We start from the raw sequence: 25191 nt of genomic DNA on the forward strand, positions 1-25191 counted from the left end.
CACCGGCCCGGTGGAGTTCGCTTCGACACGAAAAGCCAGGTGCCCCCAAAATGCAGAACAGTTTCGACACCCGCTCTGAACTGCAGGTCGATGACACGAGATACGAGATCTACCGGCTGGATCGCATCAAGGGCTCCGATCGCCTGCCCTACAGCCTCAAGGTCCTGCTGGAGAACCTGCTGCGTAACGAAGACGGGCATCTGGTCACGGACGAACAAATCAACGCGATGGCCAACTGGGACGCCAACTCCGAAACCAACTCGGAGATCCAATACACCCCGGCCCGGGTCCTGATGCAGGACTTCACCGGGGTCCCCTGCGTGGTGGACCTGGTCGCCATGCGCGACGCCATGACCGATCTCGGTGGCGATCCGAGGAAGATCAACCCACTGATCCCCGCGGAACTGGTGATCGACCACTCGGTGATTGCCGATGTGTTCGCCCGCCCCGACGCCTTCGGGGTGAACGCCGAACTGGAATTCGGCCGCAACCAGGAGCGCTACCAGCTATTGCGGTGGGGCCAGCAGTCCTTTGACGACTTCCTGGTGGTTCCCCCGGACACCGGCATCTGCCACCAGGTCAACCTCGAATACCTGGCCCGGGTCGTCTTCACCCGGGAAGGACCCCGCGGCCCCCAGGCCTATCCGGACACCCTGGTCGGCACGGATTCGCATACCCCCATGGTCAACGGCCTCGGCGTGCTGGGCTGGGGTGTCGGCGGGATCGAAGCCGAAGCATCCATGCTGGGCCAGCCGATGAGCATGTTGATCCCGCAGGTCGTCGGACTCAAGCTATCCGGGGAGCTGCCCGAGGGCACCACCGCCACCGACCTGGTCCTCACCGTGGCCGAGCTGCTGCGCAAGGTCAGGGTGGTGGGGAAGTTCGTCGATTTCTTCGGCCCCGGGGTCGGCAACGTCCCGTTGGCCACACGGGCGACGTTGGGCAACATGAGCCCCGAATACGGTTCGACCGCCTCCATCTTCCCGATCGACGACGAAACACTGAACTACCTGCGCCTCACCGGACGCGAAGAGCACCAGATCCGGCTGGTCGAGGCCTATGCCAAGGAACAAGGGCTCTGGCACGATCCCGACCACGTCCCGGAATACAGCCAGATCGTCGAGCTGGACCTTTCGACGGTCTCCCCCTCGATCGCCGGCCCGAAGCGTCCCCAGGACCGCATCCCGCTGGCGAAGTCGCCGCAGGTCATCCGCCGGCTGCTGGCCGGGCAGACCCACGCCGACGCCATCGCCGGAGGGCTCGACTCCGCCGTCGAGGACTCCTTCCCCGCCAGCGACCCGGTCGCCATCAGCACCCGCATCCAGCGCGACGACCCGCCGCGGACCTACGACGATGACGGCAATGTCCAGGACGCCTGGCCCTCGGACCCCTCCGAACTGCTGCTGGGCGGCCGGAAGACCAGCATCGACAACGGTGCCGTGGTCATCGCCGCCATCACCTCCTGCACCAACACCTCCAACCCCTCGGTGATGATCGGGGCGGCCCTGCTGGCCAAGAAGGCCGTGGAACGCGGCCTGTCCAGCCAGCCGTGGGTGAAGACCACCCTGGCCCCCGGTTCACGCGTGGTCACCGACTACTACGACCGTTCGGGGCTGACACCGTATCTGGAGAAGCTGGGTTTCAACCTGGTCGGCTACGGCTGCACCACCTGCATCGGCAACTCGGGGCCGTTGATCCCCGAAGTCAGCGCCGCGGCCTCGGAGAAGAACCTCACGGTCGCCTCGGTCCTGTCGGGCAACCGCAACTTCGAGGGCCGGATCCATTCCGAGGTCCAGATGAACTTCCTGGCCTCACCACCGTTGGTCATCGCCTACGCCCTGGCCGGGACCATGCGCACCGACATGCTCAAGGATCCACTCGGCCACGACCCCGAGGGCAAGCCGGTCTACCTGCGCGATATCTGGCCCAGCACCGACGAGATCAAGGACGTCGTCGACGCGAACCTCGAAGCGAAGATGTTCACCGAAGGCTATCTCGACGTCTACCACGGTGACGAGAACTGGCGCGGCATGACGATCCCCGAAGGCGACCAGTTCGCCTGGCAGCCCGATTCCAGCTACATCCAGCGTCCACCCTACTTCGACGGCATGACGCTGGACCCACCGCCGCTCACGGACATCCACGACGCCCGTGTACTGGCCTACCTCGGGGATTCGGTGACCACCGACCACATCTCCCCGGCCGGCGCCATCAAGGCCGATTCCCCCGCCGGCAAATACCTGCAGGACCTGGGAATCGAGCCGAAGGACTTCAACTCCTACGGATCACGGCGCGGGAACCACCACGTGATGATCCGCGGCACCTTCGCCAACGTGAGGCTGCGCAACCGGCTCGTCCCCGGGGTCGAAGGCGGCGTCACCAGGCATCTGCCCGACGGCGAGCGCATGAGCATCTTCGACGCCTCCACCCGCTACATCGGCGACCAGGTCCCGCTGGTCGTGCTGGCGGGTTCGGACTACGGGTCGGGGTCTTCCCGCGACTGGGCGGCCAAGGGCACCACGCTGCTGGGCGTCAAGGCGGTGCTGGCCGTCTCCTACGAGCGGATCCACCGGTCGAACCTGATCGGCATGGGCGTGCTGCCGTTGCAGTTCCTGGACGGCGAAACGGCCGATACCCATGGGTTGACCGGGGAGGAGACCTATTCCGTCGTCGGCATCGAAGGTGCGTCCCCGCTGCCGAAGGAAGTCACCGTGCGCGTCGACGACGGCGAGAAGACCCGGGAGATCACTGCGAAGGTCAGGATCGACACCCCCGCCGAGGAAGGGTATTTCGTCCACGGGGGCATCCTGCCCTACGTCCTGCGTCAGTTGCTTTCGTCATGAGTGCCACCGACACCAAGCGCGGGCGGGTCCCGGTGCTGCGCTCCTCGGCCGTCCTGCATGCGGTCATGGCCGTGGGCGGGCTAATCATGGTGCTGTTCCTGATCGCGCATATGTACGGGAACCTGAAGGTCTTCGCGGGCCAGGAGGCCTTCGACGGCTACTCGGCGTACCTGCGCACGATCCTCGAGCCCCTGCTTCCCTATGCCGGGGCCCTGTGGATCCTGCGCGTGATCCTGCTGATCAGCGTCGGCGCCCACATCTGGGCGGCCTTCGTGCTCTGGCACCGGTCCCGGGCGGCCACCGCCGGCGGGGGCGGCTGGCGGTACCAGACCACGCAGAACCGCCGCGGCGTGCAACGCAGCTATGCCTCCTTCACGATGCGCTGGGGCGGGGTGACGATCGCCCTGTTCGTCGTCTACCACCTGCTGCATCTGACCGGGAACGTCATCCACCCCGGCGGAGCCTCGGACAGCGCCTATGAGCGGATGGTCAACAGCTTCTCCATCTGGTGGGTGGTGCTCTCCTATGTCATCGCGCTCATCGCCCTGGGCTTCCACCTGCGCCACGGCATCTGGAGCGCCTTCGCCTCCCTGGGCGCAAACACCAGCATCGCGGTACGACGCCGGCTCAATGGGCTGGCCTACGTGGTCACCTTCGTGATCATCGTCGGCTTCCTCGTACCACCACTGAGCATCTTGATCGGATGGGTAGGAGCATGATGAACGATTACTTCACCGAAGGCGACCCGCTGCAGGACACTCAGGACCCCGGCGGGCCGCTGAAGGACCGCTGGGACAAACGACGTTTCGAGGCCAAGCTGATCAGTCCGGCCAACCGGCGCAAGGTCTCCATCATCGTCATCGGCACCGGGCTCGCCGGTGGGTCCGCGGCGGCGACCCTGGGTGAGGCCGGCTACAACGTGAAGGTCTTCTGCTATCAGGACAGCGCCCGCCGGGCCCACAGCATCGCCGCCCAGGGCGGGATCAACGCGGCGAAGGACTACCGCAACGACGGGGACAGCATCCACCGGCTGTTCTACGACACGGTCAAGGGCGGGGACTACCGTTCACGCGAATCCAACGTCTACCGCCTGGCCCAGGTCAGTGCGGCGATCATCGACCAGGCAGTGGCCCAGGGGGTCCCCTTCGCCCGCGAATACGGCGGCCTGCTGGATACCCGTTCCTTCGGTGGCGTCCAGGTCTCCCGGACGTTCTACGCCCGCGGGCAGACCGGTCAGCAGCTGCTGCTGGGCGCCTACCAGGCGCTGGAGCGCCAGGTGGGGGCCGGGACCGTGGAGTTGAACACCCGGCACGAGATGCTGGACCTGATCGTCATCGACGGCAAGGCCCGCGGGGTGGTGGTCCGGGACATGGTCACCGGCGAATTCGAGACGCATCTGGCCGACGCGGTCGTACTGGCCAGCGGCGGCTACGGCAACGTCTACTACCTCTCCACCAATGCGATGGGCTGCAATGTCACCGCCAGCTGGCGGGCCCACCGCAAGGGCGCCTATTTCGCCAACCCCTGCTATACGCAGATCCACCCCACCTGCATCCCGGTCAGCGGGGACCACCAGTCGAAGCTGACCCTGATGAGCGAATCGTTGCGCAACGACGGACGGATCTGGGTGCCGGTCAAGGCCGGCGACGACCGGGCCCCGGCGGACATCCCCGAGGACGAACGCGACTACTACCTGGAACGGGTCTACCCGGCCTTCGGCAACCTGGTCCCCCGGGACGTGGCCTCGCGGGCGGCGAAGAAGCAATGCGACGAGGGCCGCGGCGTGGGCCCGGGAGGCCTGGGGGTCTATCTGGATCTCACCCACGCCATCAAGCGGTTGGGCCGGCACGTCATCGAGGAGAAATACGGCAACCTCTTCGACATGTACGCCAAGATCACCGACGAGGACCCCTATCAGGCGCCCATGCGCATCTATCCGGCCATCCACTACACGATGGGCGGGCTGTGGGTGGATTACGACCTGCAAAGCTCCATCCCCGGTCTCTTCGTCATCGGCGAGGCGAACTTCTCCGACCACGGCGCCAACCGACTCGGCGCCAGCGCCCTGATGCAGGGGTTGGCCGACGGCTACTTCGTGCTGCCCGGGACCATCAACGACTATCTGGCCCGCAACCCGTTGCCCGCCGACGTCGACGCCAACCATCCAGCCGTCGTCGAGGCCGCCGAGGGCGTCCGTGAACGCACCGAACGGCTGCTGTCCATCAACGGGAGCCGTTCGGTGGATTCCTTCCACAAAGAGCTCGGGTCCATCGTCTGGGAGTACTGCGGCATGGAACGCAATGCCGAAGGACTCAGCCACGCCATCGAAGAGATCCGCCGGCTGCGTGACGAGTTCTGGACGGATGTGAAGGTCACCGGGGTCAACGAGGAATTGAACCAGTCCCTGGAGCGGGCGGGCCGGGTCGCCGACTTCTTCGGGCTCGCGGAGCTGATGTGCATCGACGCACTGCACCGCGAGGAGTCCTGCGGGGCGCATTTCCGTTCCGAAAGCCAGACCGAGGGCGGCGAGGCCCTGCGGCAGGACGAGGACTTCAGCTACGTGGCCGCCTGGGAATTCGGCGGCGATGGAGACGAGCCGGTACTGCACCGTGAACACCTCGAATTCGAGAACATCAAGGTCCAGCAAAGGAGCTACAAATGAAGATCACATTGCGGATCTGGCGCCAACACCATCAGGACCAGCCCGGGGCCATGGAGGCCTACGAGGTCGACGAGATCTCCCCCGACATGTCGTTTTTGGAGGTCCTCGATCTGCTCAACGAGGACCTCACGCTCAACGGCGGGGAACCGGTGGCCTTCGACCACGACTGCCGCGAGGGGATCTGCGGGATGTGCTCCCTGGTGATCAACGGGCTGGCCCACGGCCCCGAGGCGTTGACCACCACCTGCCAGCTCTACATGCGCCACTTCGAGGACGGCCAGGTCATCGACGTCGAACCCTGGCGTTCGACGGCGTTCCCGGTGATCCGGGATCTGGTGGTGGACCGCAGCGCCCTGGACCGGATCATCGAAGCCGGCGGTTACGTCAGCGCCCCCACCGGCGCCGCGGCGGACGCCAACGCCGTCACCGTGCCGAAGAAGGACGCCGACCGGGCCTTCGACGCCGCGGCATGCATCGGCTGCGGGGCCTGCGTGGCCGCCTGCCCCAACGGTTCGGCGTCGTTGTTCCTCGGCGCCAAGATCACCCACCTCGGTTCGCTGCCCCAGGGCCAGCCCGAACGGGACGAGCGGGCCCTGGCGATGGTCGAACAGCACGATGCCGAGGGCTTCGGCGGCTGCACGCAGATCGGTGAATGCACCGCGGTCTGCCCGGCGGGCATCCCCTTGGACATGATCTCCCAGCTGAACCATGACGTGCTGTCCGGGTTGAAGCACCAGTCGGGACAATGATCTGTCCCCCGGCAAGGCCTACGTCTGGGCTGATCCCTGCTCGCGCCTGACGCGGCGGACGGTGTGGAAGACGTGGTGCGCCAACACCACCAACGCCGCCCAGCCCAGCCCGAGTGCCCAGGCCACGGCGACATCCGTGAACCAATGGTGGCCCAGATAGATGCGGCTGCCGCCGATGAGGACCACATAGGCCACACAGCCGGCGACCATCAGCGCCCGGGTCCAGCGGCGTTCGAGCTGCAGGAACCACAAATAGGCGATGACCATGATGATCGCCGTCGCGTTGAGCGTATGCCCGGAGGGGAACGACGGCGAGGTTTCATAGGGCGGGACGGCGTCGGCCATCGGTGGCCGGGTCCGCCCGATCAGATCCTTGCCTGTAATGGTCATCACCACGGAGCCGGCCCCCGCCGCACCGATAAGCAGCAGCGGCCGCCAGGACCGACGGATCCGCGTCAGCACGGCGATCGCTGCCAGGGCAATGATCGACATCCCGATGACGGAGCCGGTGTTGGTGAACCAGGTGACCGCTGTGTCGGCCAGCGGGCTGCGCCACGTCATCACCCAGGCCAGTAACGGCCGGTCCACTGCGGCCAGGTTGTCCTTCTCCGCCAGGGATTCGTAGATATTGGCGGCAAAGAGGGTCATTAGGGTGACGAAGGAGGCGCCGATGACCAGCGTGATCCACAAGGCACCATAGGCCCCGAGTCGCGAGGGCAGCCTGCGTGCCGCGGCGTCGGCGACCGGATGCCCCCGTGGGGGAGGCTCGGGTGAACAGGAAGTGGGCATGCCTGTCAGACTAATGCCATGACGCTGCGCATACTGGCCATCGGGAAGAAGCACGAGTCGTGGGTGGCCGAGGGCATCGAGCGCTATTCGAAGCGGATGAAGAAACCCTTCGACGTGTCCTGGGCCCTGCTGCCGCATTCGTCCCGGGAAGGCGATGCCGCACGCACTGAGGAATCCGCCCGCATCCTGGCCAAGGTCCAGCCACGGGACCATGTGGTCCTGCTGGACGAACGCGGGAAGAACATCGATTCCCCGGCCCTGGCCCGTGCCCTGCAACAGCCGCTGGATACCGCACGCCCGGTGGTGCTGGTCATCGGCGGCGCCTACGGGGTGGACAGGTCGGTGCACCAGCGGGCCGACTTCACCTGGAGCCTGTCCAAGCTGGTCTTCCCCCACCAACTGGTCCGGCTCGTGGTGGCCGAACAGCTCTACCGTGCCCAGGAAATCGCCGGCGGGCGGCCGTACCACCACCAATAATGGTGCCGAGGTGCCCCGACCGCCCCCGCGCCAACTCGTCGGTGCTTCGGCGTAGGCTTTCAGCGATGGCAGAAAAGCCCGCAGCAGCCGCAGTGCTCCAGAAGTTCACGCCCGCGACCCGCGAGTGGTTCACGGGCGCTTTTGCCGCGCCGACGGCCGCCCAGCTCGGCGCCTGGGACGCCGTTTCCGCGGGCAGCAACGCCCTGGTCGTCGCCCCGACCGGTTCGGGCAAAACCCTCTCCGCCTTCCTCTGGGCCCTGGACGGGTTCATCCGAAACAGCACCGAACCACCGGCACTGCCCACCCTCGATGCCGACGATGCAGTCGCTGCACCCGGGAAGAAGGCGAAGGCCCCGAAACGCAAGACCCGGGTCCTGTACATCTCTCCGCTGAAGGCGCTTGGCGTCGACGTCGAACGCAACCTGCGCGCACCGCTGATCGGGATCACCCGGATGGCCCAACGACTCGGCCTGCCGGCCCCCGAGGTCAGTGTTGGCGTGCGTTCGGGAGACACCCCGGCCAATGACCGCCGCAAACTGCTGACGAGTCCGCCGGATATCCTCATCACCACCCCCGAGTCACTGTTCCTGATGCTGACTTCCAAGGCCCGGGAGACACTGACCGGCATCGACACGGTCATCATCGACGAGGTTCACGCCGTCGCCGGCACCAAACGCGGGGCCCATCTGGCGGTCTCGCTCGAACGGCTCGATGCCCTGCTGACAACCCCGGCCCAGCGCATCGGGCTCTCGGCCACCGTCGAACCCCGGGCCGAGGTCGCCCGGTTCCTGGGCGGGTCCCGGCCGGTGGACATCGTGGCTCCGCCCTCTCAGAAGACCTGGGACCTGACGGTCACCGTCCCCGTGGAGGACATGACGAACCTGCCCGCAGCCGCCGAAGCCAGCGAGCTCGACGAACTGGCCGGCTTCCAACCGCAGGCAAGCATCTGGCCGCATGTGGAGGAGAAGATCGTGGACCTCATCGAGGCCAACCGTTCCACGATCGTCTTCGCGAACTCCCGGCGCCTGGCCGAACGGCTGACGGCGAACCTGAACGAGATCCACGCGGCCCGGCAGGAACTGACCGGCTCAGATCCGTGGGCCGCATCGGCCAGCGAACCGGCCACCGGACCGACCATCGCCCCCGAACCGCAGCATCCGCCCGCGCAGGTCATGGCGCAGGCCGGGGCCAGCTCAGGCGCCGAGGCCGTGCTGGCCCGGGCCCACCACGGGTCGGTCTCCAAGGACCAACGCGCCGACATCGAGGATGACCTGAAGTCCGGGCGCTTGCGCTGCGTCGTGGCCACCTCCTCGTTGGAACTGGGCATCGACATGGGCCTGGTCGATCTGGTCATCCAGGTCGAATCCCCCCATTCGGTGGCCTCCGGACTGCAACGCGTGGGCCGGGCCGGACACCAGGTCGGGGAAGTCTCCACCGGGGTCTTCTTCCCCAAGCAGCGCTCGGATCTGGTCAATACGGCGATCACCGTCGAACGCATGCGCTCCGGGGCCATCGAGGCGTTATCCATTCCGGCGAACCCGCTGGATATCCTGGCCCAGCAGACCGTCGCCGCCGCAGCGTTGGGTGAGGTCGATGCGGAGGAATGGTTCGACGTCGTCCGCCGGTCGGCGCCCTTTGCCGCGCTGCCCCGTTCGGCCTTCGACGCGACCCTTGACCTCTTGGCCGGCAAATACCCCTCCGATGAGTTCGCCGAACTACGTCCACGCATCATCTGGGACCGCGATGCCGGCACCCTGTCCGGTCGCCCCGGGGCCCAACGCCTGGCCGTGACCTCCGGGGGCACCATCCCGGACCGGGGCATGTTCGGGGTCTTTTTGATCGGCACCGAGGACCAGAGTGGCGGCGGGCGCCGGGTGGGCGAACTCGACGAGGAGATGGTCTACGAATCCCGGGTCGGCGACGTCTTTGCCTTGGGGGCGACGAGCTGGAAGATCGAGGACATCACCCACGACCGGGTCCTGGTCTCCCCCGCCTTCGGCCAGCCCGGCAAACTCCCCTTCTGGAAGGGCGACTCGCTGGGTCGTCCCGCCGAGCTGGGCCGGGCGTTGGGCAGGTTCCGCCGCGAAATTGGCGGAGCCGGCGACGACGATGCCGGGGCCCGGCTGGCAGCGATCGGCCTGGACGGCTGGGCCGCGGCCAACCTCACCGGTTACCTGGCCGAACAGCAGGAAGCCACCAGCATCATCCCCAGCGACACCACCTTGGTGGTTGAACGCTTCCAGGACGAGCTCGGCGACTGGCGGGTGGTCCTGCACTCCCCGTTTGGCATGCCGGTGCACGCCCCCTGGGCGTTGGCCGTGGGGGCCCGGCTGCACGAACGCTTCGGGATGGACGGGTCGGCGATGGCCGCCGACGACGGGATCGTCCTGCGTGTGCCGATGATGGACGACGAGCCGCCCGGGGCCGAGCTCTTCCTCTTCGATCCCGAGGAGCTGGATGCCATCGTGACGAACGAGGTGGGTGGCTCGGCCCTGTTCGCTTCGCGTTTCCGCGAATGTGCGGCCCGGGCCTTGCTGCTGCCTCGGCAGAACCCGGCCAAACGCAGCCCGCTGTGGCAACAACGCCAACGCTCGGCCCAGCTGCTGGACGTGGCCAGGAAATACCCCTCCTTCCCGATCATCCTCGAGACGGTCCGCGAATGCCTGCAGGACGTCTACGACCTGCCCTCGCTACGCTCGATCGCCGCCGAACTGCAGGGCCGGGGGCTGCGGATCGTGGAAACGACCACGCGCCAACCCTCACCCTTCGCCCAGACCCTGCTCTTCGGCTATGTCGCCCAATTCCTCTACGAGGGCGACTCCCCGCTGGCCGAACGCCGGGCCGCCGCCCTGTCGATCGACCCGTCACTCTTGGGCGACCTGCTGGGCCGCACCGAATTGCGCGAACTGCTGGACCCCGAGGTCATCGCGGCCACCGAAGCCGAACTCCAACGGCTATCCCCCAACCGCCGGCTCAAGGGTCTGGAGGGGGCCGCCGATCTGCTGCGTCTGCTCGGGCCCTTGGGGATCGAGGAGCTGGCGGCCCGGCTGCGCCCGGCCGACGAATCCGCAGACGAGCCTGCCCAGGACGACGGCGAGGCAGCTGCGGACGCGGGCACCGGATCCGACGCCGGACCAACCCGCCCGGCAGCCACCGTGGACGAGGCCTCCGGGTATGCCGAGGCCCTGGTGCGCAGCAACCGTGCCCTACGGGTCAATCTCGCGGGCCGGCCGGTGCTGGCGGCGATCGAGGATGCCGCCCGGTTGCGTGACGGGCTCGGCGTCCCGTTGCCGATGGGGATCCCGCTGGCCTTCATCGAGCCGGTCGCGGACCCGTTGGGTGACCTCGTGGGACGCTACGGGCGCACCCATGGGCCCTTCACCGTGGCCGAGGCCGCCGCCGCGCTGGGCTTGGGCAGCGCCGTCGTCCTGTCGGTCCTCAAGCGTCTGGGCACCGAATCGAGGGTGGTCGAAGGAGAATTCCGTCCCACCACCGGTGAGTCGGCGGCTGGCTCCCCGGCGGCGAGCGAGTGGTGCGACGCCGAGGTGCTGCGCCGGATCCGCCGACGCTCGCTGGCCGCGCTGCGCGCCGAGGTCGAACCGGTCGACGACGCCACGTTCGGGCGGTTCCTTCCCGACTGGCAGTTCGTGGGGCAGGAGCTGCGCGGGCTCGACGGGGTCGCCACGGTGATCGACCAGTTGGCCGGGGTGCCGGTTCCGGCGAGCGCCTGGGAGGCGTTCGTGCTCCCGGCCCGGGTGGCGGATTACCAGCCGGGGATGCTCGACGAACTGATGGCCACCGGGGAGGTGTTGTGGTCCGGTGCCGGGACGTTGGCGGGAAACGACGGCTGGATCAGCCTGCATCCCGCCCAGGAGGCGGCACTGACGCTGAACCCCGACGCCGATTTCGAGCCTTCCGGGGTTCAGGTGCGCCTCCTGGAGATCCTGGCCAGCGGCGGCGGCTACTTCTTCCGCCAGATCACCGAGGCCCTGGGGGTCACCGGCCAGGACGAATCGGTGCTGAGCGCCCTCTGGGAGCTGGTGTGGGCCGGTCGGATCGGCAACGACACCTTCGCCCCGGTGCGCGGACTGCTCGGCGGTGGACGAACCGCCCATAAACCCCGCGGGGCCCCACCCCGGGCCCGGGCGCCCCGGCTGGGTCGGATGCGCTCACCGCGGGGACCGGGGATGCATGCCTCCGGGCTGCGTCCCGGCGCTGCCGGGGCCACCGCGCCCATCGCCCCGGCCCAACCACAGGCCGCCGGACGCTGGTCCCTGCTGCCGGCCCCGGAAGCCGATCCCACCCTCCGGGCCCATGCCGGTGCCGAATTCCTGCTCGACCGCTACGGCGTGCTGACCCGCGGTTCGGTCATGGTGGAGAACGTCCCCGGCGGGTTCGGCCGGCTCTACCGGGTCCTGGCCCGGCTGGAGGAAGCGGGCAGGACCCGCAGAGGCTATTTCATCGAACACCTCGGGGCCGCCCAGTTCTCCGTCCCGGCGACGGTGGACCGGCTGCGCGGGCATACCCGGGATACCGATCTGGAGTCCGCGGTCTCCCCCGCCGCCGGCCCCGGGAGGGTTCCGTTAGCGGTAGCCCTCGCGGCGACCGACCCGGCCAACCCCTACGGGGCGGCCCTGCCCTGGCCGACCGTGGGCTCGTCAGAGGACGGGTCCTCCCCCACCGGGCAACGCCCGGGACGCAAGGCCGGCGCCGTCGTCGTCCTGCTCGATGGCCGGTTGGGCCTGTACCTGGAACGCGGCGGCCGGACGGCGCTGGTCTTCACCGAGGAGCCGGCCGAACTCGAGGCCGCCGCCCGGGCGCTCGTGGCGGCCCTGCGCACGGCCCGGGTGGAGCGGATCGCCCTGGACAAGGCCAATGGGGCCCCCGTCCCCGATACGCCGCTGGCCAGGGCCTTATTGGCCGCGGGATTCCATTCCTCTCCCAATGGACTGCGCTTCCGCCCGTGAGTCGTTTCGCGGAGACCGGTATAGTGTGATCCATTCCACTTAGTGGGCTAGCGATGAGGCCAGCAACGAAGGACGTGACCAGCAGTGCCAGAGGGTGACAGCATCTACCGGGCAGCCCGTCGGCTCGATGCGGCACTGAGCAACAGGTCCCTGCAGTCCAGCGATTTCCGGCTCCCGTCCTACGCCACCTTGAACCTGGCCTCGCAAACGGTCTCCTCCGTGATCTCCCGGGGCAAGCACCTGCTGATCCGGGTGGCCGATCTATCGATCCACACCCACCTGTCCATGGACGGGCATTGGGATGTCTACGCCACCGGCGAGCGCTGGCGGGCCCCGGCCTTCAAGGCACGGTGCGTGCTGCGCAACCCGGACTTCCAAGCGGTCGGTTTCGACCTGGGTTTCCTGCGGGTGATCCGCACCGTCGACGAGCCCGACGCCGTCGGCCACCTCGGACCCGATCCGCTGGGGGCCTCCTGGGATGCCGAGGAGGTGCACCGCCGTCTGGCCATGATGCCCGAGCGGCCCATCGCCCTGACCCTGCTGGACCAGCGGGTCATCGCCGGTCTGGGGAACATCTACCGTTCGGAACTGCTCTTCCTGCTGGGCCTGCACCCCCGCACCCCCACGGGGCAGCTGCCCGATCCGGTGTATCTGGTCGATCTGGCCCATCAGCTCATGCATGCCAATAAGGACCGCTCGCGCCGGGTCACCACGACGCCGCCGATGCGCGACCAGTACTGGGTCTATGGGCGGGCCGGCAAGCCGTGCCTGCGCTGCGGGGACACCGTCGAACACCGCAAGCTCGGCCAGCCACGCCCGCCCGCCGGGGCACGGCGCGGGACGGACCGGGTCCCGGCGGGACGCCGGGGCCCCGAGGCCGGAGGACCCCGGCCCGCCGACAGCACCGGACAGGTCAAGACCGACGAGCACCAGCGGGCCCCCGGGGCCGAACCGTGCGAACGCGGCATCGACCTGAACGAACGCGACCTCTATTTCTGCCCCAGCTGCCAGGTGGATCCCTTCGCCTGAATCCTGCCGTCGCCCCGACGTGGGAAACTTATTCCATGGCCATGCAATCCCCCCTCCCCGTCCGCAACGGCGTCAACGCCACCCGGTTGCGCATCCCCCGGGAAGGGCCCTGGGCGACGGTCATGGACTACATGCTCGAACGCTTCGGCCATGTCGACCCCGAAGGCATCGTCCGCCGCTTCCGGGAGGGCGAAGTCGTGGGCCTGGGCGCCGAACCGTTGAGCACCAGCACCCCGTTGGGCCACCACGATTTCCTCTGGTACTACCGCAACCTCCCCGATGAACCGGTCCTGCCGGTCACCGAAACGATCCTGTTCCAGGACAAGGACCTGCTGGTCGTGGACAAACCGCATTTTCTGCCCAGCACCCCCGGCGGCCGGTTCATCCAGGAATCAGCGCTGGTCCGTCTGCGCAACCGGCTGGACCTACCGGATCTGGTGCCGATGCACCGGCTCGACCGGGCCACGGCGGGCATCATCCTCTTCTCCACGAATCCGGCCACCCGCGGTGCCTACCAGGTCCTCTTCGAGCGTCGCCGAATCCAGAAGGAATACCGCTGCGTCGCAGCCCTTCCCCCCGGCTGGGATGCCGCCGCAGCCACGGCGGAACCGGACCCGGATTCCGCCCCGGGCCGGCATGGCCAACCCGTGAGGCAGATCAGCGGAAACCACCGGGCGACCGCCGCCGATTTCCCGGCGGAGTACCGCAACCGGATGGTCAAGGAAAAAGGCCACCTGCTGGCCCTGACCCAGCCCGGGGAACCGAACGCGGAAACCCGGATCGACCTGTTGCGCACCGGCCTGGGCACCGGAGCCCATGCGGGCACCGCCGTCGGACTCTTCCGCCTGCGCCCGCATTCGGGCAAGACGCACCAATTGCGGGTGCATATGGCGGCCCTGGGGCTGGGCATCCTCAACGATGCGTTCTACCCGGACCTGTGGGAGAAGGCCCCTGATGACTTCACCCGGCCGTTGCAGCTGTTGGCGCATTCGATCTCCTTCACCGACCCGCTCTCCGGGGCTCCGGTCACCTACACCTCGCAACGGAACCTGGGCGAATTTCCCGGTCCCGTCCACTAGCGGCAGGACCATGTCGGAGCTGTTACGTCCAATCGTCGGAGCTAAAGAGGCCAGTGGGATCACGATCCGGCCACAGCTGGGCCCGAATCCGCGCCGACGTCCCCAAACGGCCCCCCGGTATTAGGTAGGCTATGAGCGGTGGTATGGGGAGGAATCATTGCCATGAAAACAGCGGGTAAAGGGGATTCCACGTCATGACAGAAACACGCCAGGAGACTTCGGCGGCCTCCGAGGCGCTGGAGCGTCTGCGTGCCCATCAGCCCCCCGCCTCCCCCCGTGCCGAGGGCCCCGAATCGTCCTCCCCCCGGCCCCCGCACCACGACGGCGCCTCCCCCACGAACCATTCCACCTCGCTGCCGCCCAAACCCACGCGCGACCCCGAGGGCGTGCTGAACGAATCCGACGCACCCTCACGGCATATGGCCGCGGCAGGAACGCGCGGGAGGCTGCCTGACGAGAACGCCAAGACCCGGTTGAACACCTGGCTCGACGGAATCAACTCCCCCGACTGGCAGGAACTGGCCCGCAGGACGAAGACCGGCACCGTACGGACCATCGCCGCCCAACGCGCGGCCTCCCGCCGCCGGGCCGACGCCCGGGCCAAGGCCCGCGAGGAGAAGTCCCGCCAGCGGGCCGAACGCGAAGCCGCCGAAGCCGCCGAAGCCGAAGCCTCCGCGGAGCGCAAACGCGCGGCGGAGGAAGCAGCCCGACTGGCCGCCGAAGCCGAAGCGGCCCAGCAGGCCGCCGAAGAGGCCGCGGCCCGGGCGGCGGCCTCCACCAACGACCTCGAATCGTTGGTGGAAAACGCCCGCGAGGCCATCGTCGACGCCGCGGAGGTCCCCCGGACCGCCGAACAGCTGCGCAACACCAGCCCCTTCTGGGTCGACGACGAGGGCCCCATCTACGTCCCGCCCTACAACCTGCCCTCCAGCGACCCGGATCCGCCGGAGCAGCGCTCGGATCTGATCCGTCGCCTCGTCGTGACGGTGGTTGCCGCCGCCACCCTGGTCCTGGGGTTCATGGGCCTGGGCTGGTTCGGGGGCCCCACGGCCCATTCGGCCGCCCACTCGGCCTACGGCCCCGAAAATGCCTTGCTGGCACCCAACAGCAATTCGTTCATGATCTGGGGCGTGCTGTTCGTCTGGATCGCCCTGTATGCGATCTTCCAATGGCATCCGAGCCAGCGGTCCTCCTGCCGCCAACGCGACATCGGCTACCTCACGGCCGGGGCCGGGCTGCTGGGGGCGTTGTGGCTGCTGTGTGCCCGGTCCTCGCTGGTGTTCCTGTCGGTGGTCGTGGCCCTGGCGCTGACCACCGTCCTGGTCTATGCGGTCCGCCGGATGAACCAGCGCACTGCCCGGTCGAATGTGGAGCGGGTGTTCGTGGACGGTCCGGCCGCCTTGTTCCTGGGCTGGATGCTGGTCCTGCTGCCGGCGACGCTGTCCATCGCGCTGACCCGCGCCGGATTCACCTTGCTCCTGCCGGCCTCGTTGTGGGCCGTCCTGACCATCGTCGGGTGCACGTGGGCCGCCGCCAGCTTCTCCATGTCCGAGCGGGGCCGCATCGTGGTGGCATTGGGCTTCGCCTGGGGGCTGTTCTGGGTCATGCTGGACCGGCTGCTGACCCTGCAGTCCTCGGCCCCGGTGGCGATCGTCTGCGGGTTGTGCGCGTTCATCGTGCTCCTGGCCACGGAGAACCGCCGATACCAGATCGGCCATGCCGAGCGCCGTGCCGCCCGCGGACAGCGCACCGAGTTCTAGAGCGCGGTCCACCGGCCCCGGACCCGGCGCAGCACGAGAAGTCGTTGGGTGGCGGCCACGCCCTCGACGGCGGCACGCATCCGCGCGGCGGCCGAGCGGGCGGCGCGCAGATCGGCGTCGTACTCCTCCTCCTCGACCGTGAAGCGCACAGTGATCCGAGGGACTCCGGCGACGATGTCGAGCTGGTTTGCTTCCACATGGTGGGATTCGGCCAGGGAAGCAACCGCCGCGTCCATCACCGCTTCGGGGCGGTGGCCCGGACGCAGGGACAGGATGTTCAGCTGGGCACGAAACGAGGGCACCACCCCAGCGTAGTGCCCGGCGATGCCCTCCTTCGAACCAGGCCTCAGGCGATCGCGGAGATCCCGGTGGCGGCCCGGCCGACGATCAACAGGTTGATGTCATGGGTGCCCTCATAGGTGTAGATCGCTTCGGCATCGGCGAAGATCCTGGCCATCCGGTGATCGGTGACGATCCCGTTACCGCCCATCGCGGCCCGGCCCAGGGCCACCGATTCGCGCATCCTCTCGGTCGCGAACGCCTTGGCCAGCGCCGCCTGCTCCATCTTCTCGGTCCCCTGGGACTGCGCCCGGGCGATCTGGGTCATCAACGCCATCGACGCCGTGGCATTTCCCAGCATGGTGGCCAGTTTCTGCTGGATGAGCTGGAAGGAGGCCAGCGGCCGGCCGAATTGTTCACGCTCCAACACATAGGCCCGCAGCACGTCGAAGGCCGCCAGTTGTTGTCCGACGGCGAGCCAGCCGACCATGATGCGGCTGGACCGCAGCAACTGGTTGATATCGGCGAAGGAATCGATTCCGGGGAACCGGTCCTCCTCCATCACGCGGACGTCCCGCAACACGATATCGGCGTTCTGCACGGTGCGCAGCGAGATCTTGTTCTCGATCTTGGAGGTGGTCACCCCGGGCAGGGAGGTGTCCAGGACGAATCCGCGCACCGCACCGGTGTCCTCGTCCAGGGCCCACAGCAGCAGGTGCTCACAGAACGTCCCGTTGCCGATCCAGCGTTTGGCCCCGTTGATGATCCAGGCATCGCCCTCCCGGCGGGCCCGGGTTTCCATGCCCTTGGCGACGTCGGAACCGTGCTCCGGTTCGGTCAACGCGAAGGCCCCGGTGGTGCGCAGGGCCGCCGCATCGGCCAGATAGCGTTCACGCTGGCCCTCGGTGCCGAAGTCATGCAGGGACTCGACGAAGAGGTCGTGGTGGATCATGAAGAACGTCGCCAACGACGCATCGGCCCGGGCCAGCTCGGCGATGAGCAGTCCGTGGAACAACGTCGAATAGCCGTGCCGGGTCGGCGTGCTCACCCCCAACGCCCCGAGCCTCGGCAGCAGATCGAAGGGGAACTCCTCGGCGGTCCACCACGCCCCGGCATGTTCGGTGACGTATTCGGCCACGAAGGCGCGCACTTCGGCCAGCTTGGCCCGCTCCCTCTCGTCGAGTTGCGACTCGATGTCCAGGAAATCGGCCCCGGCTAGTTCCCGGGTGGTGCGGGCAGGAGGGCCGCCCTCGTTCTTCACGGTCATCCCGCTCCTTATTTCGGGGCCATGCGGATGGCTCCGTCGAGTCGGATGGTCTCACCGTTGAGCATCTGGTTGGCCAGGATGTGCTCCACCAGCGCGGCGTATTCGGCGGGCTTTCCCAACCGTGAGGGGTGGGGCACCTGGGCGCCGAGGGAGTCCTGGGCCTCCTGCGGCAGACCGGCGAGCATCGGCGTTTCGAAGATCCCCGGGGCGATGGACATGACCCGGATGTGCTGACGGGCCAATTCGCGGGCCAGCGGGAGGGTCATCGCCGCGACCCCTCCCTTGGAGGCGGCATAGGCCGGCTGGCCGATCTGCCCGTCGAAGGCCGCGACGGAGGCCGTGTTCACGATGACACCGCGTTCCTCGGTCCCGGTCTCGTCGTCGAGGATCGGTTCGGTCCCGGCCATGGCTTCGGCGGCCAGCCGGACGACATTGAAGGTGCCGATCAGGTTCACGGCCACGACCTTCTCGAAGGAGGCCAGCGGAAGGACTCCGTCCCGGCCGAGGACCTTGCCCGGGGTGGCTACCCCGGCACAGTTGACCAGCACACGCAGCGGCGCCATGTCGCTGGCCACTTCGACGGCGCGCCGGACCTCCTGTTCGTTGGTCACGTCCGCGGCGACGAACCGGGCCCGTTCGCCCAGTCCGATGGCGGCGTCCTCGCCGGCCGATCCGGGCAGGTCGAGCAGGACCACATGGGCCCCGGCGTCGTAGAGCTTCTTGGCGGTGGCGGCACCCAGGCCGGATGCGCCACCGGTGATGAGGGCCGAGGCCCCGGCGATGTCCATGGTTCCTCCCGAAAGGGCGGATCGACCCGCCCGGTTAATGGTTGTTAACTCAAATCCAACTGTAGCGTCTGTCGCGCGGACACTCCACCCCTGCGGACGTCGTAGGATTCGCTCATGAGCCCCGTATCCGGCCCCCGCCCCTTCCTGCTGCTTTCCACCCGGGAGGACCCCGTGGCCGCCGCGGACGAGGTCCGTGGGTTCCTGGCCGCCGCGGACCTTCCGGCCGCGCTGTTGGAGGTCGTGGCCCTGGGCGCCTCCCCGCTGCCGGCCCCACTGGACCTGGGGGCGTATTCGGGCATCCTGCTCGGCGGCGGACCCTTCAACTCCTCCGATGACCCGGCCGGCAAATCCCCGACCCAGCGGCGGGTCGAAGCCGAGATCTCGGGATTGCTGGACCAGCTCCTGGCCCATGACTTCCCGTTCCTTGGCGCCTGCTACGGCATCGGGACCCTGGGGACCCACCAGGGCGGCACCGTGGACCGGACCCATGCCGAACCCGTCGGCCTCTCCCGGATCGAGCTGACCAGGGCCGGGGCCCGCGATCCGATCACCGCCGGGATGCCCCCGGCCTTCGACGCCTTCGTCGGACATAAGGAGGCGGTCTCCACGCTGCCTCGGCACGCCGTCCTGTTGGCGACCTCCGGGCCCTGCCCGGTGCAGATGTTCCGGATCGGCACGAATCTCTATGCCACCCAGTTCCATCCGGAGCTCGACGGAGACGGGCTGGCCACGCGTATTGGGATCTACCGTGACGCAGGCTATTTCGATCCCGCGGAGGCCGGCCCGTTGACCGAACTCGCCCATGCGGCCGACGTCCCCTGGCCGGGCCTGATCCTGCGCAACTTCGTCCAGCGGTACCAGCGCTAGGAGGCCCGTCCCGGGTACTGCCCCGACTAGCGGCGGGTGACCTTGCCGGTGAGCTGGGCGGCCGGCTGCAGGAACAGCGGCCGGGCGGCGATCCAGCCGGCCACCACGACGATCGCCGCGACCACGAAGATCCAGAACCCCACCCAATTGACCACATCGGGGCCCTGGCCGCTGTACATGTAGTTGAGGTTCCGGCGCATGCCGGTGGTGAAGACCAGGACGACGTGCACGAAGATGAACACGACGAAGTAGAACATCACCGGCAGGTGGATGATCCGCGCCAGCAGGACCGGATAATAGCGGTTGATCTTCCACTGGGTGGACCACAGCGAGGACATCCGCACCCCGGTCACCACCGCCAGCGGCGCGGCCACGAAGATGGTGACGAAGTAGGCGAGCAGCTGGATGCCGTTGTAGTTCTGCCAGGCCGATTCCATCGGCCACTCCAGCGACAGATACTGCAGCCCCGCCGAGATGGCCTGGGGGAAGACATCCCACCCCGTCGGGATGATCCGTTTCCAATGCCCGGTGGAGAAGACCAGGACGTAGAAGACCACCCCGTTCAGGATCCATAAGCTGCCCAGGCTGTAGTGCAGCCACAGGTAGATGCTCATCTTGGCCGGTGGATTCTGCCGGTTGCGGGGCCCCACCGTGCGGGTCCAATAGGCTTCCGGGGTCCGTTCGGTACGCACCATCCACCCGGCGCGGATGATCAGGATGATCAGGAAGAAGTTGAAGAAGTGCTGCCATTGCAGCCACCAGGGGAAACCGTCGGCGGTATCCGTGGTGGCCGGGGGCTGGCCCGGATACTCGGCGAGGAACCCCTGTCCGGCGGAGCTGCCCAGATACCATCTGGCCCCGAGGACGGCGGCGGCGAGCGCCACGACCACGAGGGGGCAGATCCAGACCAGTTTGAACCATTTGGACTGCCTGAAACCCGAAACAGGCCGCTGGGCCGGTGTTCTCATTGCGCTCCTCTGCCTCACCTTCGCCCCGGCTCCATGGGGTCACCGGGTCCGCCCATCATCCCCCGGACGACTCCCGCCGCCGTAGTGCGGCGGTCAGGGCCGGTACCACCTGGTGCAGGTCCCCGATGATGGCGTAGTCGGCCTGGGTGACCATGGGCGCATCGGGGTCGGTGTTGATGGCCACGATCATCTTCGCCGATTGGCAGCCAGCCCAGTGCTGGACGGCGCCGCTGATGCCGCAGGCGAGATAGACCTCCGGGGAGATCCTGCTGCCGGTCTGCCCGATCTGTTCATGGTGGGGGCGCCAGCCGAGGCTGGTCACCACCCGGGAGGCCCCCAGGGCGGCGCCGAGCTGGTCCCGCAGCTGAAGCAGGTCATCGAAGCCATCCGCGCTGCCCACGCCGCGGCCGGCCCCGACCACCACCCGCGCCCCGGTCAACGTCGAGGTGGCATCGGGGGCGCCGGTTTCGACCCGGACGACGGCGGTGACCAGATCGGCGTCGGAGAGTTCGGGCTCGAATTCGTGCCAGACGGGAGCCGAGGCGTCATCGGCCGCCACCGGGTCCACGGCATGCCCGGCGACGCTGAGGACCCGGGGTGCACCGTCGAGCCGCATGTGCTCGAAGACGCCCCCACCCATCACCTGGCGCGAGAGGACCAATGGTTCGGTATCGACGATCCCCACGACGTTGGCCGCCATCATCGCCCCTGCCCGGGCGGCCACATGGGCCAGGACCTCGCTGCCGCGCGGGGTTCCCGCAGCCAGCACGTAGGCGGCCGGCACCGCTCCGAGGGCGGTCGCCCAGCCGCTGGCGCCATAGCGTTCCAGCCGTTCGCCGGCGGCATGGTGGATGGAGTCCACTCCCTGTTCGGCCAGTTGGGCCGACAACTTCTCCTTCACCCGTTCCTGCGCTTCGGGGCCTCCGGCCGAGGCCTCCCCGGCCCCCAGGGGACCAATGATCAGTGCCTCGACGGTTTCGCCACCGAGCCGGCCGGCCAGTTCCCGCGCAAAGGTCAGGGTCTCCAGCGAGGTGGGGGTGGCTCCGTCGCTGCCGGTTTCCACGAGGACCAGAATCATCGGTTCAACACCCCGCTGCTGGCCAGGATCTCGACCAGTGCCGGGACCGCATCGGGCCCCTCACCCAGGATCTGGACCGTACTGGGTTTCGTCGGGGGCAGCGTCAGCTTCACCCGGCCGGAGCCGATCGGCTCGATCAGGGGGTCCTTGCGGTCGATGCTCAGTCGCTTGGCCTTGAGGCGGCCGCGGATCGAGGGGTAGCGTGGCTCCACTCCCCCCTCCTGCACGGCCATCACCGCGGGCAGGGGGACCTCGAACACGTCGGTGCCCTGCGGCCCGGCGCCCCGGGCCAGCACCGAGGATCCGTGGATCTCCGCGGTGTTGATCCCGGTGAGGACCGGCCGGCCCAGGGCGAATCCCAGCCGGACGCCGACCTGGAAGTCACCGGTATCGGCGGCGTCGTTGCCGACGAGGATCAAATCGTAGGCGGCCGGCGAGGCGCGGACCTCCGCGGCGATCGCGGCCGCCACATCGGCCGGCCCGTAGGATTCGGGGTCCGCGGTGATCAGGGTGGCTGCACCGGCCCCCAGCGCCACCGCGTACCGCAGTTGTTCGGCCGCCTCCGCGGTACCGAGGCTGAGCACCCGTACTTCACCGCCGGTGTCCCCCGCCAGCCCGACGGCGAGCTCGATCGCGCATTCGTCGTGTTCGCTCAGCCTATGGCCGACATGGCGGGCGTCGATGCTGTGCCCATCCTGGCTCAAGAGGATCTCCCCGGCGATTTCCGGGACCCGTTTGATGCAGACCAGCAGATTGACCATTTTCAGCTCCTGATTCTGAGGTTCTCGGGGTCGAAGACGGCGGTCGCATCGGTGGCGACCACGCTGACCGGATAGGAACGGCCCAGGTAGTCCACGGCCAGCCGGGTTCCCACCCGCGCTTGCGCCGGGGGAAGGAAGCTCATCAGCAGATGCACGCCCAGCGATGGCGCCGATCCCGCCGAGGTGACATAGGCTCCGCGCCCGTGCGCGTCGATCAGCGGTTCCCCCTCGGGACCGGTGACCGCTTCACCGCCGAGCATGTAGCGGCGCACCCCCGCCTCGTCCCGGTGATCGTCCACTTGAAGCGTGCACAGGATGCGCGCCGGGTCCTGGGAGCGTTGGCGCAGATAGGCGTCGCGGCCGATGAAGTCCTGGGCCTTCACCCGCGGCCGCATCATTCCGGTCTCCACGATGGTCCGCTCCGCGTCCAGTTCCGCGCCGAACGCCCGGTAGCCCTTCTCCAACCGTCCGGTGGTCCCGTAGACCCCGTTGCCCACCGGCACCAGGCCATCCTCCCGGCCGGCCTCGGCCAGCAGCGACCAGAGCCGGGCCCCTTGCTCCATCGGCACATACAGCTCCCACCCCAGTTCCCCGACGTAGGAGATCCTCGAGGCGTGGACCTCCAGGGGGCCGGCTTCCAGGGGCCGGCAGCGGGCGAACCTGAAGCCCTCCGCTGAAATATCGGAGTCGGTGATCCGGCCCAGGACGTCCCTGGCCCGCGGGCCCCAGAGGCCGATGGTGGTCAGTTCGGAGGTGCGGTCGACCACTTGGGTGGTGGCCGGATCCACCCGCCGGTCGGAGAACCACTTACGGTCGATGTTCCCGCTGCCGCCCCCGGTGACCACCCGGAAGTGTTCCTCCCCCAGGCGCATGATCGTCAGGTCGGAGCGGAAACCTCCGCGCGCGTCCAGCACCGGGGTGTAGATGACCCGTCCGGTGTCCACGTCCATCTGGGCCACCGCGACCCGCTGCACCGTGGCGAGTGCCCCCGGGCCGAGCACGTCGAAGATGGCGAAGGCGGAGAGATCCACCATCCCGGCCCGCTCCCGCATCGCCAGGTGTTCGGCATTGATGATCGGTGACCACCACCGCGAATCCCATTCGGCGGTCCGGTCCATGACCGCGTCGCCGTATTCGGCCAGCAGTGGCGCATTCGAGGCGTACCATTGCGGCCGCTCCCAGCCGGCGGCCTCGAAGAAGGTGGCTCCGAGCTCCACTTCGGCCTGGTGCATCGGGGCCAGGCGGACCCCGCGGTTGCTCAGCCACTGCTCGGACGGGTGCACGATGCCGTAGGTCTTGTGGAAGCCCTCCTCGACACGGGCCTTCACATGGGTGCGCGTGCGTTGGTGCGGATGGAAGCGGGCGATGTCGGCGGCGTGCGTATCGTATTCGGGGGTTCCGGTGGTCATCCATTCGGCGATCATCCGTCCGACGCCGGGGCCTTCCTTGATCCATACGGCCGCCGCGGACCACAGCCCGGCCACCTCGGGGGTCTCCCCCAGCAGCGGGCCGCCGTCGGGGGTCAGTGAGAGCAGCCCGTTGATGGCATACCTGATCTCCACCTGGGGGTTGCCCAGGATGTCGGGCATCAGCTCCAGGGCCTGTTCCAGTTGTCGGTCGAAGTCGTCTTCCGTGAACGGCATTTCGGTGGGTGAAAGCTTGGACTGGGCGATGGAGGGGATGTCTTCGGCGTCGTGCAGGATGGGCCGGTGTGCGTAGGAGCCGATCTCCAGATCACCGCCGTGCTGCCGTTCGTAGCATCCGGTGTCCATGTCACGGATGATCGGGAAGGAGATCTCACCGCTGGTGTCGGCGAACTGCGGAACCGGTCCGACGCTGATCATCTGGTGCACCGTGGGGCTCAGGGGAATGGAGGCCCCGGCCATCCTGGCCAGTTTCGGCGACCAGACACCGCAGGCGATGACGACGGTATCGGCCTCGATGGTTCCGGCGTCCGTGTGCACCCGGCGGATTCGCCCGTCCTCGACCTCCATGCCGGTCACCTCGACCGTGGGGCAGACCTGCAGCGCCCCGAGCCCCAGGGCCGCCTCCCGCATCAAGGTGCCCGCCCCCTGGGAGTCGACGACCCCGACCCCGGGGGTCCAGAAGGCCCCGCGGATGATCGAGGGCTCGAGATAAGGCACGCGGTCGACCACGGCTTCCGGGGTGACCATCTCCGATTCAATGCCCCAGGCCCGGGCCGAGGTCAGACGCCGGTGGAGCTCCTGCATCCGTTCGGCGGTGCGCGCGACCTCGAATCCGCCGGATTGGGTGAAAACGCCCATTTCCTTGTACTGGCGGATGCTGTCGGCCGTCAGATCGGTGATTTCGCGTGAATGGTCCACCGGGAACAAGAAGTTCGAGGCATGCCCGGTGGACCCGCCCGGATTCGGCATCGGTCCCTTATCGAGCTGGACGATATCCCGCCACCCCAGGCGGGCCAGGTGGTGGACGATGGAATTGCCCACGATTCCGGCGCCGATCACCACTACTCGTGCACTCGCGGGAACCGTACCCATGACGCCACCTCTATCGGCCGTCGTTCACTGACGCGGCGGGCAGCTCGGGCCACCGTGCATGAACCGCCGTAGCTGAACCATTGCGCGTTTGGCGGTCGCCGTCAAGGGGTGTGTCCCCGCGTGGGCATCTCGCTGAATCCGGGGTGGGCGTGGGAGGCTTCGCCGCGTTCGGGCCTGGCGATGAACCGGGCGATCTCGCGGGGCTTGGATTCCTGTCATTGAGCGTGCGGATCCGATGGTACAGCGCGTAACGGTTGGTCCCGTTGAGTCGTTCGCGGCCCGGGTCAGGCCCGTGAATTCCCCGCCCTT

At 68.2% G+C, this 25191-nt stretch carries 18 protein-coding genes; 10 read left to right on the forward strand and 8 right to left on the reverse strand.

What is annotated here, in order from left to right:
* The first annotated feature begins 50 nt into the window (after positions 1-50).
* The 4 genes from ACT3S6_RS05940 to ACT3S6_RS05955 are packed head-to-tail and all read left to right on the forward strand — an operon-like array spanning position 51 to position 6254.
* A complete protein-coding gene (locus ACT3S6_RS05940; protein WP_444554185.1) occupies positions 51-2843 on the forward strand; it encodes an aconitate hydratase in 2793 nt (930 codons plus the stop codon).
* A complete protein-coding gene (locus ACT3S6_RS05945) occupies positions 2840-3562 on the forward strand; it encodes a succinate dehydrogenase cytochrome b subunit (protein WP_444554186.1) in 723 nt (240 codons plus the stop codon). Before ACT3S6_RS05940 ends, ACT3S6_RS05945 begins: the two co-directional genes overlap by 4 nt.
* Positions 3559-5505 carry a fumarate reductase/succinate dehydrogenase flavoprotein subunit gene (locus ACT3S6_RS05950; RefSeq protein WP_444554187.1) on the forward strand — a complete coding sequence of 649 codons (1947 nt, stop codon included), beginning with the start codon at positions 3559-3561 and terminating at the stop codon, positions 5503-5505. The genes ACT3S6_RS05945 and ACT3S6_RS05950 overlap by 4 nt, the downstream gene beginning before the upstream one ends.
* Positions 5502-6254, forward strand: coding sequence for a succinate dehydrogenase/fumarate reductase iron-sulfur subunit (locus ACT3S6_RS05955; RefSeq protein ID WP_444554188.1), 753 nt, complete (start codon positions 5502-5504; stop codon positions 6252-6254). The genes ACT3S6_RS05950 and ACT3S6_RS05955 overlap by 4 nt, the downstream gene beginning before the upstream one ends.
* An 18-nt stretch (positions 6255-6272) precedes the next feature.
* Here ACT3S6_RS05955 and ACT3S6_RS05960 read toward each other — a convergent pair whose 3' ends face one another.
* Complete coding sequence (locus ACT3S6_RS05960) at positions 6273-7043, reverse strand: phosphatase PAP2 family protein (RefSeq protein WP_444554189.1); 771 nt, start codon at positions 7041-7043, stop codon at positions 6273-6275.
* Between the two features lie 18 nt (positions 7044-7061).
* Here ACT3S6_RS05960 and rlmH point away from each other — a divergent pair, with 18 nt between their 5' ends.
* The 5 genes from rlmH to ACT3S6_RS05985 all read left to right on the forward strand — a co-directional run bounded on the left by rlmH (position 7062) and on the right by ACT3S6_RS05985 (position 16355).
* Positions 7062-7520 (forward strand): 23S rRNA (pseudouridine(1915)-N(3))-methyltransferase RlmH, encoded by a 459-nt coding sequence (gene rlmH, locus ACT3S6_RS05965; RefSeq protein ID WP_444554190.1) that lies wholly within the window; start codon positions 7062-7064, stop codon positions 7518-7520.
* Between the two features lie 65 nt (positions 7521-7585).
* A complete protein-coding gene (locus ACT3S6_RS05970) occupies positions 7586-12487 on the forward strand; it encodes a DNA glycosylase AlkZ-like family protein (RefSeq protein ID WP_444554191.1) in 4902 nt (1633 codons plus the stop codon).
* A gap of 84 nt (positions 12488-12571) precedes the next feature.
* The gene (locus ACT3S6_RS05975) at positions 12572-13516 is read left to right on the forward strand and encodes a DNA-formamidopyrimidine glycosylase family protein (protein WP_443382962.1); all 945 of its coding nucleotides are present in this window, start codon (positions 12572-12574) and stop codon (positions 13514-13516) included.
* A gap of 41 nt (positions 13517-13557) precedes the next feature.
* A complete protein-coding gene (locus ACT3S6_RS05980; RefSeq protein WP_443383019.1) occupies positions 13558-14595 on the forward strand; it encodes a pseudouridine synthase in 1038 nt (345 codons plus the stop codon).
* A gap of 194 nt (positions 14596-14789) precedes the next feature.
* The gene (locus tag ACT3S6_RS05985) at positions 14790-16355 is read left to right on the forward strand and encodes a hypothetical protein (protein ID WP_443382960.1); all 1566 of its coding nucleotides are present in this window, start codon (positions 14790-14792) and stop codon (positions 16353-16355) included.
* Here the strand turns inward: ACT3S6_RS05985 and ACT3S6_RS05990 are convergent.
* From ACT3S6_RS05990 to ACT3S6_RS06000, 3 genes are read right to left on the reverse strand one after another with little or no spacing between them, the layout of a single operon-like run.
* Positions 16352-16657: a hypothetical protein gene (locus ACT3S6_RS05990; protein ID WP_443382957.1), complete on the reverse strand. Its 306-nt coding sequence runs from the start codon at positions 16655-16657 to the stop codon at positions 16352-16354. The two genes, ACT3S6_RS05985 and ACT3S6_RS05990, sit on opposite strands and share 4 nt — an antisense overlap.
* A gap of 44 nt (positions 16658-16701) precedes the next feature.
* Positions 16702-17901, reverse strand: a complete 1200-nt coding sequence (locus ACT3S6_RS05995; RefSeq protein ID WP_443382954.1) for an acyl-CoA dehydrogenase family protein — start codon at positions 17899-17901, stop codon at positions 16702-16704.
* Between the two features lie 8 nt (positions 17902-17909).
* Positions 17910-18689, reverse strand: coding sequence for a 3-hydroxyacyl-CoA dehydrogenase (locus ACT3S6_RS06000; protein WP_443382952.1), 780 nt, complete (start codon positions 18687-18689; stop codon positions 17910-17912).
* 114 nt (positions 18690-18803) lie between these two features.
* Between ACT3S6_RS06000 and ACT3S6_RS06005 the strand changes: the two genes are divergently transcribed.
* On the forward strand, positions 18804-19556 hold the full coding sequence (locus ACT3S6_RS06005) for a glutamine amidotransferase (RefSeq protein WP_443382949.1): 753 nt from the start codon (positions 18804-18806) through the stop codon (positions 19554-19556).
* Positions 19557-19582: 26 nt separating this feature from the next.
* Here ACT3S6_RS06005 and ACT3S6_RS06010 read toward each other — a convergent pair whose 3' ends face one another.
* Genes ACT3S6_RS06010 through ACT3S6_RS06025 form a run of 4 tightly spaced genes read right to left on the reverse strand, consistent with a single transcriptional unit; the run spans position 19583 to position 24882 of the window.
* The gene (locus ACT3S6_RS06010) at positions 19583-20524 is read right to left on the reverse strand and encodes a cytochrome b/b6 domain-containing protein (RefSeq protein WP_443382946.1); all 942 of its coding nucleotides are present in this window, start codon (positions 20522-20524) and stop codon (positions 19583-19585) included.
* 55 nt (positions 20525-20579) lie between these two features.
* Complete coding sequence (locus ACT3S6_RS06015) at positions 20580-21587, reverse strand: electron transfer flavoprotein subunit alpha/FixB family protein (RefSeq protein ID WP_443382943.1); 1008 nt, start codon at positions 21585-21587, stop codon at positions 20580-20582.
* 11 nt (positions 21588-21598) lie between these two features.
* Entirely contained in the window at positions 21599-22363 is a 765-nt protein-coding gene (locus tag ACT3S6_RS06020) for an electron transfer flavoprotein subunit beta/FixA family protein (RefSeq protein WP_443382940.1), read from the reverse strand.
* A 2-nt stretch (positions 22364-22365) separates the two neighbouring features.
* Positions 22366-24882 (reverse strand): GcvT family protein, encoded by a 2517-nt coding sequence (locus ACT3S6_RS06025; RefSeq protein WP_443382937.1) that lies wholly within the window; start codon positions 24880-24882, stop codon positions 22366-22368.
* Positions 24883-25191: the final 309 nt, after the last annotated feature.

The sequence above is a fragment of the Arthrobacter sp. AOP36-C1-22 genome, assembly GCF_052377515.1.
GTDB lineage: Bacteria > Actinomycetota > Actinomycetes > Actinomycetales > Micrococcaceae > Arthrobacter_H.

Bases quoted from the DNA above. Each gene is read 5' to 3' on its own strand.
- ACT3S6_RS06010 (WP_443382946.1), bottom strand. From the start codon at position 20,524: ATGAGAACACCGGCCCAGCGGCCTGTTTCGGGTTTCAGGCAGTCCAAA.
- ACT3S6_RS05950 (WP_444554187.1), top strand. From the start codon at position 3,559: ATGATGAACGATTACTTCACCGAAGGCGACCCGCTGCAGGACACTCAG.
- ACT3S6_RS05985 (WP_443382960.1), top strand. From the start codon at position 14,790: ATGACAGAAACACGCCAGGAGACTTCGGCGGCCTCCGAGGCGCTGGAG.
- ACT3S6_RS05970 (WP_444554191.1), top strand. From the start codon at position 7,586: ATGGCAGAAAAGCCCGCAGCAGCCGCAGTGCTCCAGAAGTTCACGCCC.
- ACT3S6_RS06020 (WP_443382940.1), bottom strand. From the start codon at position 22,363: ATGGTCAATCTGCTGGTCTGCATCAAACGGGTCCCGGAAATCGCCGGG.
- ACT3S6_RS05980 (WP_443383019.1), top strand. From the start codon at position 13,558: ATGCAATCCCCCCTCCCCGTCCGCAACGGCGTCAACGCCACCCGGTTG.
- ACT3S6_RS05995 (WP_443382954.1), bottom strand. From the start codon at position 17,901: ATGACCGTGAAGAACGAGGGCGGCCCTCCTGCCCGCACCACCCGGGAA.
- ACT3S6_RS05960 (WP_444554189.1), bottom strand. From the start codon at position 7,043: ATGCCCACTTCCTGTTCACCCGAGCCTCCCCCACGGGGGCATCCGGTC.
- ACT3S6_RS06005 (WP_443382949.1), top strand. From the start codon at position 18,804: ATGAGCCCCGTATCCGGCCCCCGCCCCTTCCTGCTGCTTTCCACCCGG.
- ACT3S6_RS05945 (WP_444554186.1), top strand. From the start codon at position 2,840: ATGAGTGCCACCGACACCAAGCGCGGGCGGGTCCCGGTGCTGCGCTCC.
- ACT3S6_RS05940 (WP_444554185.1), top strand. From the start codon at position 51: ATGCAGAACAGTTTCGACACCCGCTCTGAACTGCAGGTCGATGACACG.
- ACT3S6_RS05955 (WP_444554188.1), top strand. From the start codon at position 5,502: ATGAAGATCACATTGCGGATCTGGCGCCAACACCATCAGGACCAGCCC.
- ACT3S6_RS06000 (WP_443382952.1), bottom strand. From the start codon at position 18,689: ATGGACATCGCCGGGGCCTCGGCCCTCATCACCGGTGGCGCATCCGGC.
- rlmH (WP_444554190.1), top strand. From the start codon at position 7,062: ATGACGCTGCGCATACTGGCCATCGGGAAGAAGCACGAGTCGTGGGTG.
- ACT3S6_RS06025 (WP_443382937.1), bottom strand. From the start codon at position 24,882: ATGGGTACGGTTCCCGCGAGTGCACGAGTAGTGGTGATCGGCGCCGGA.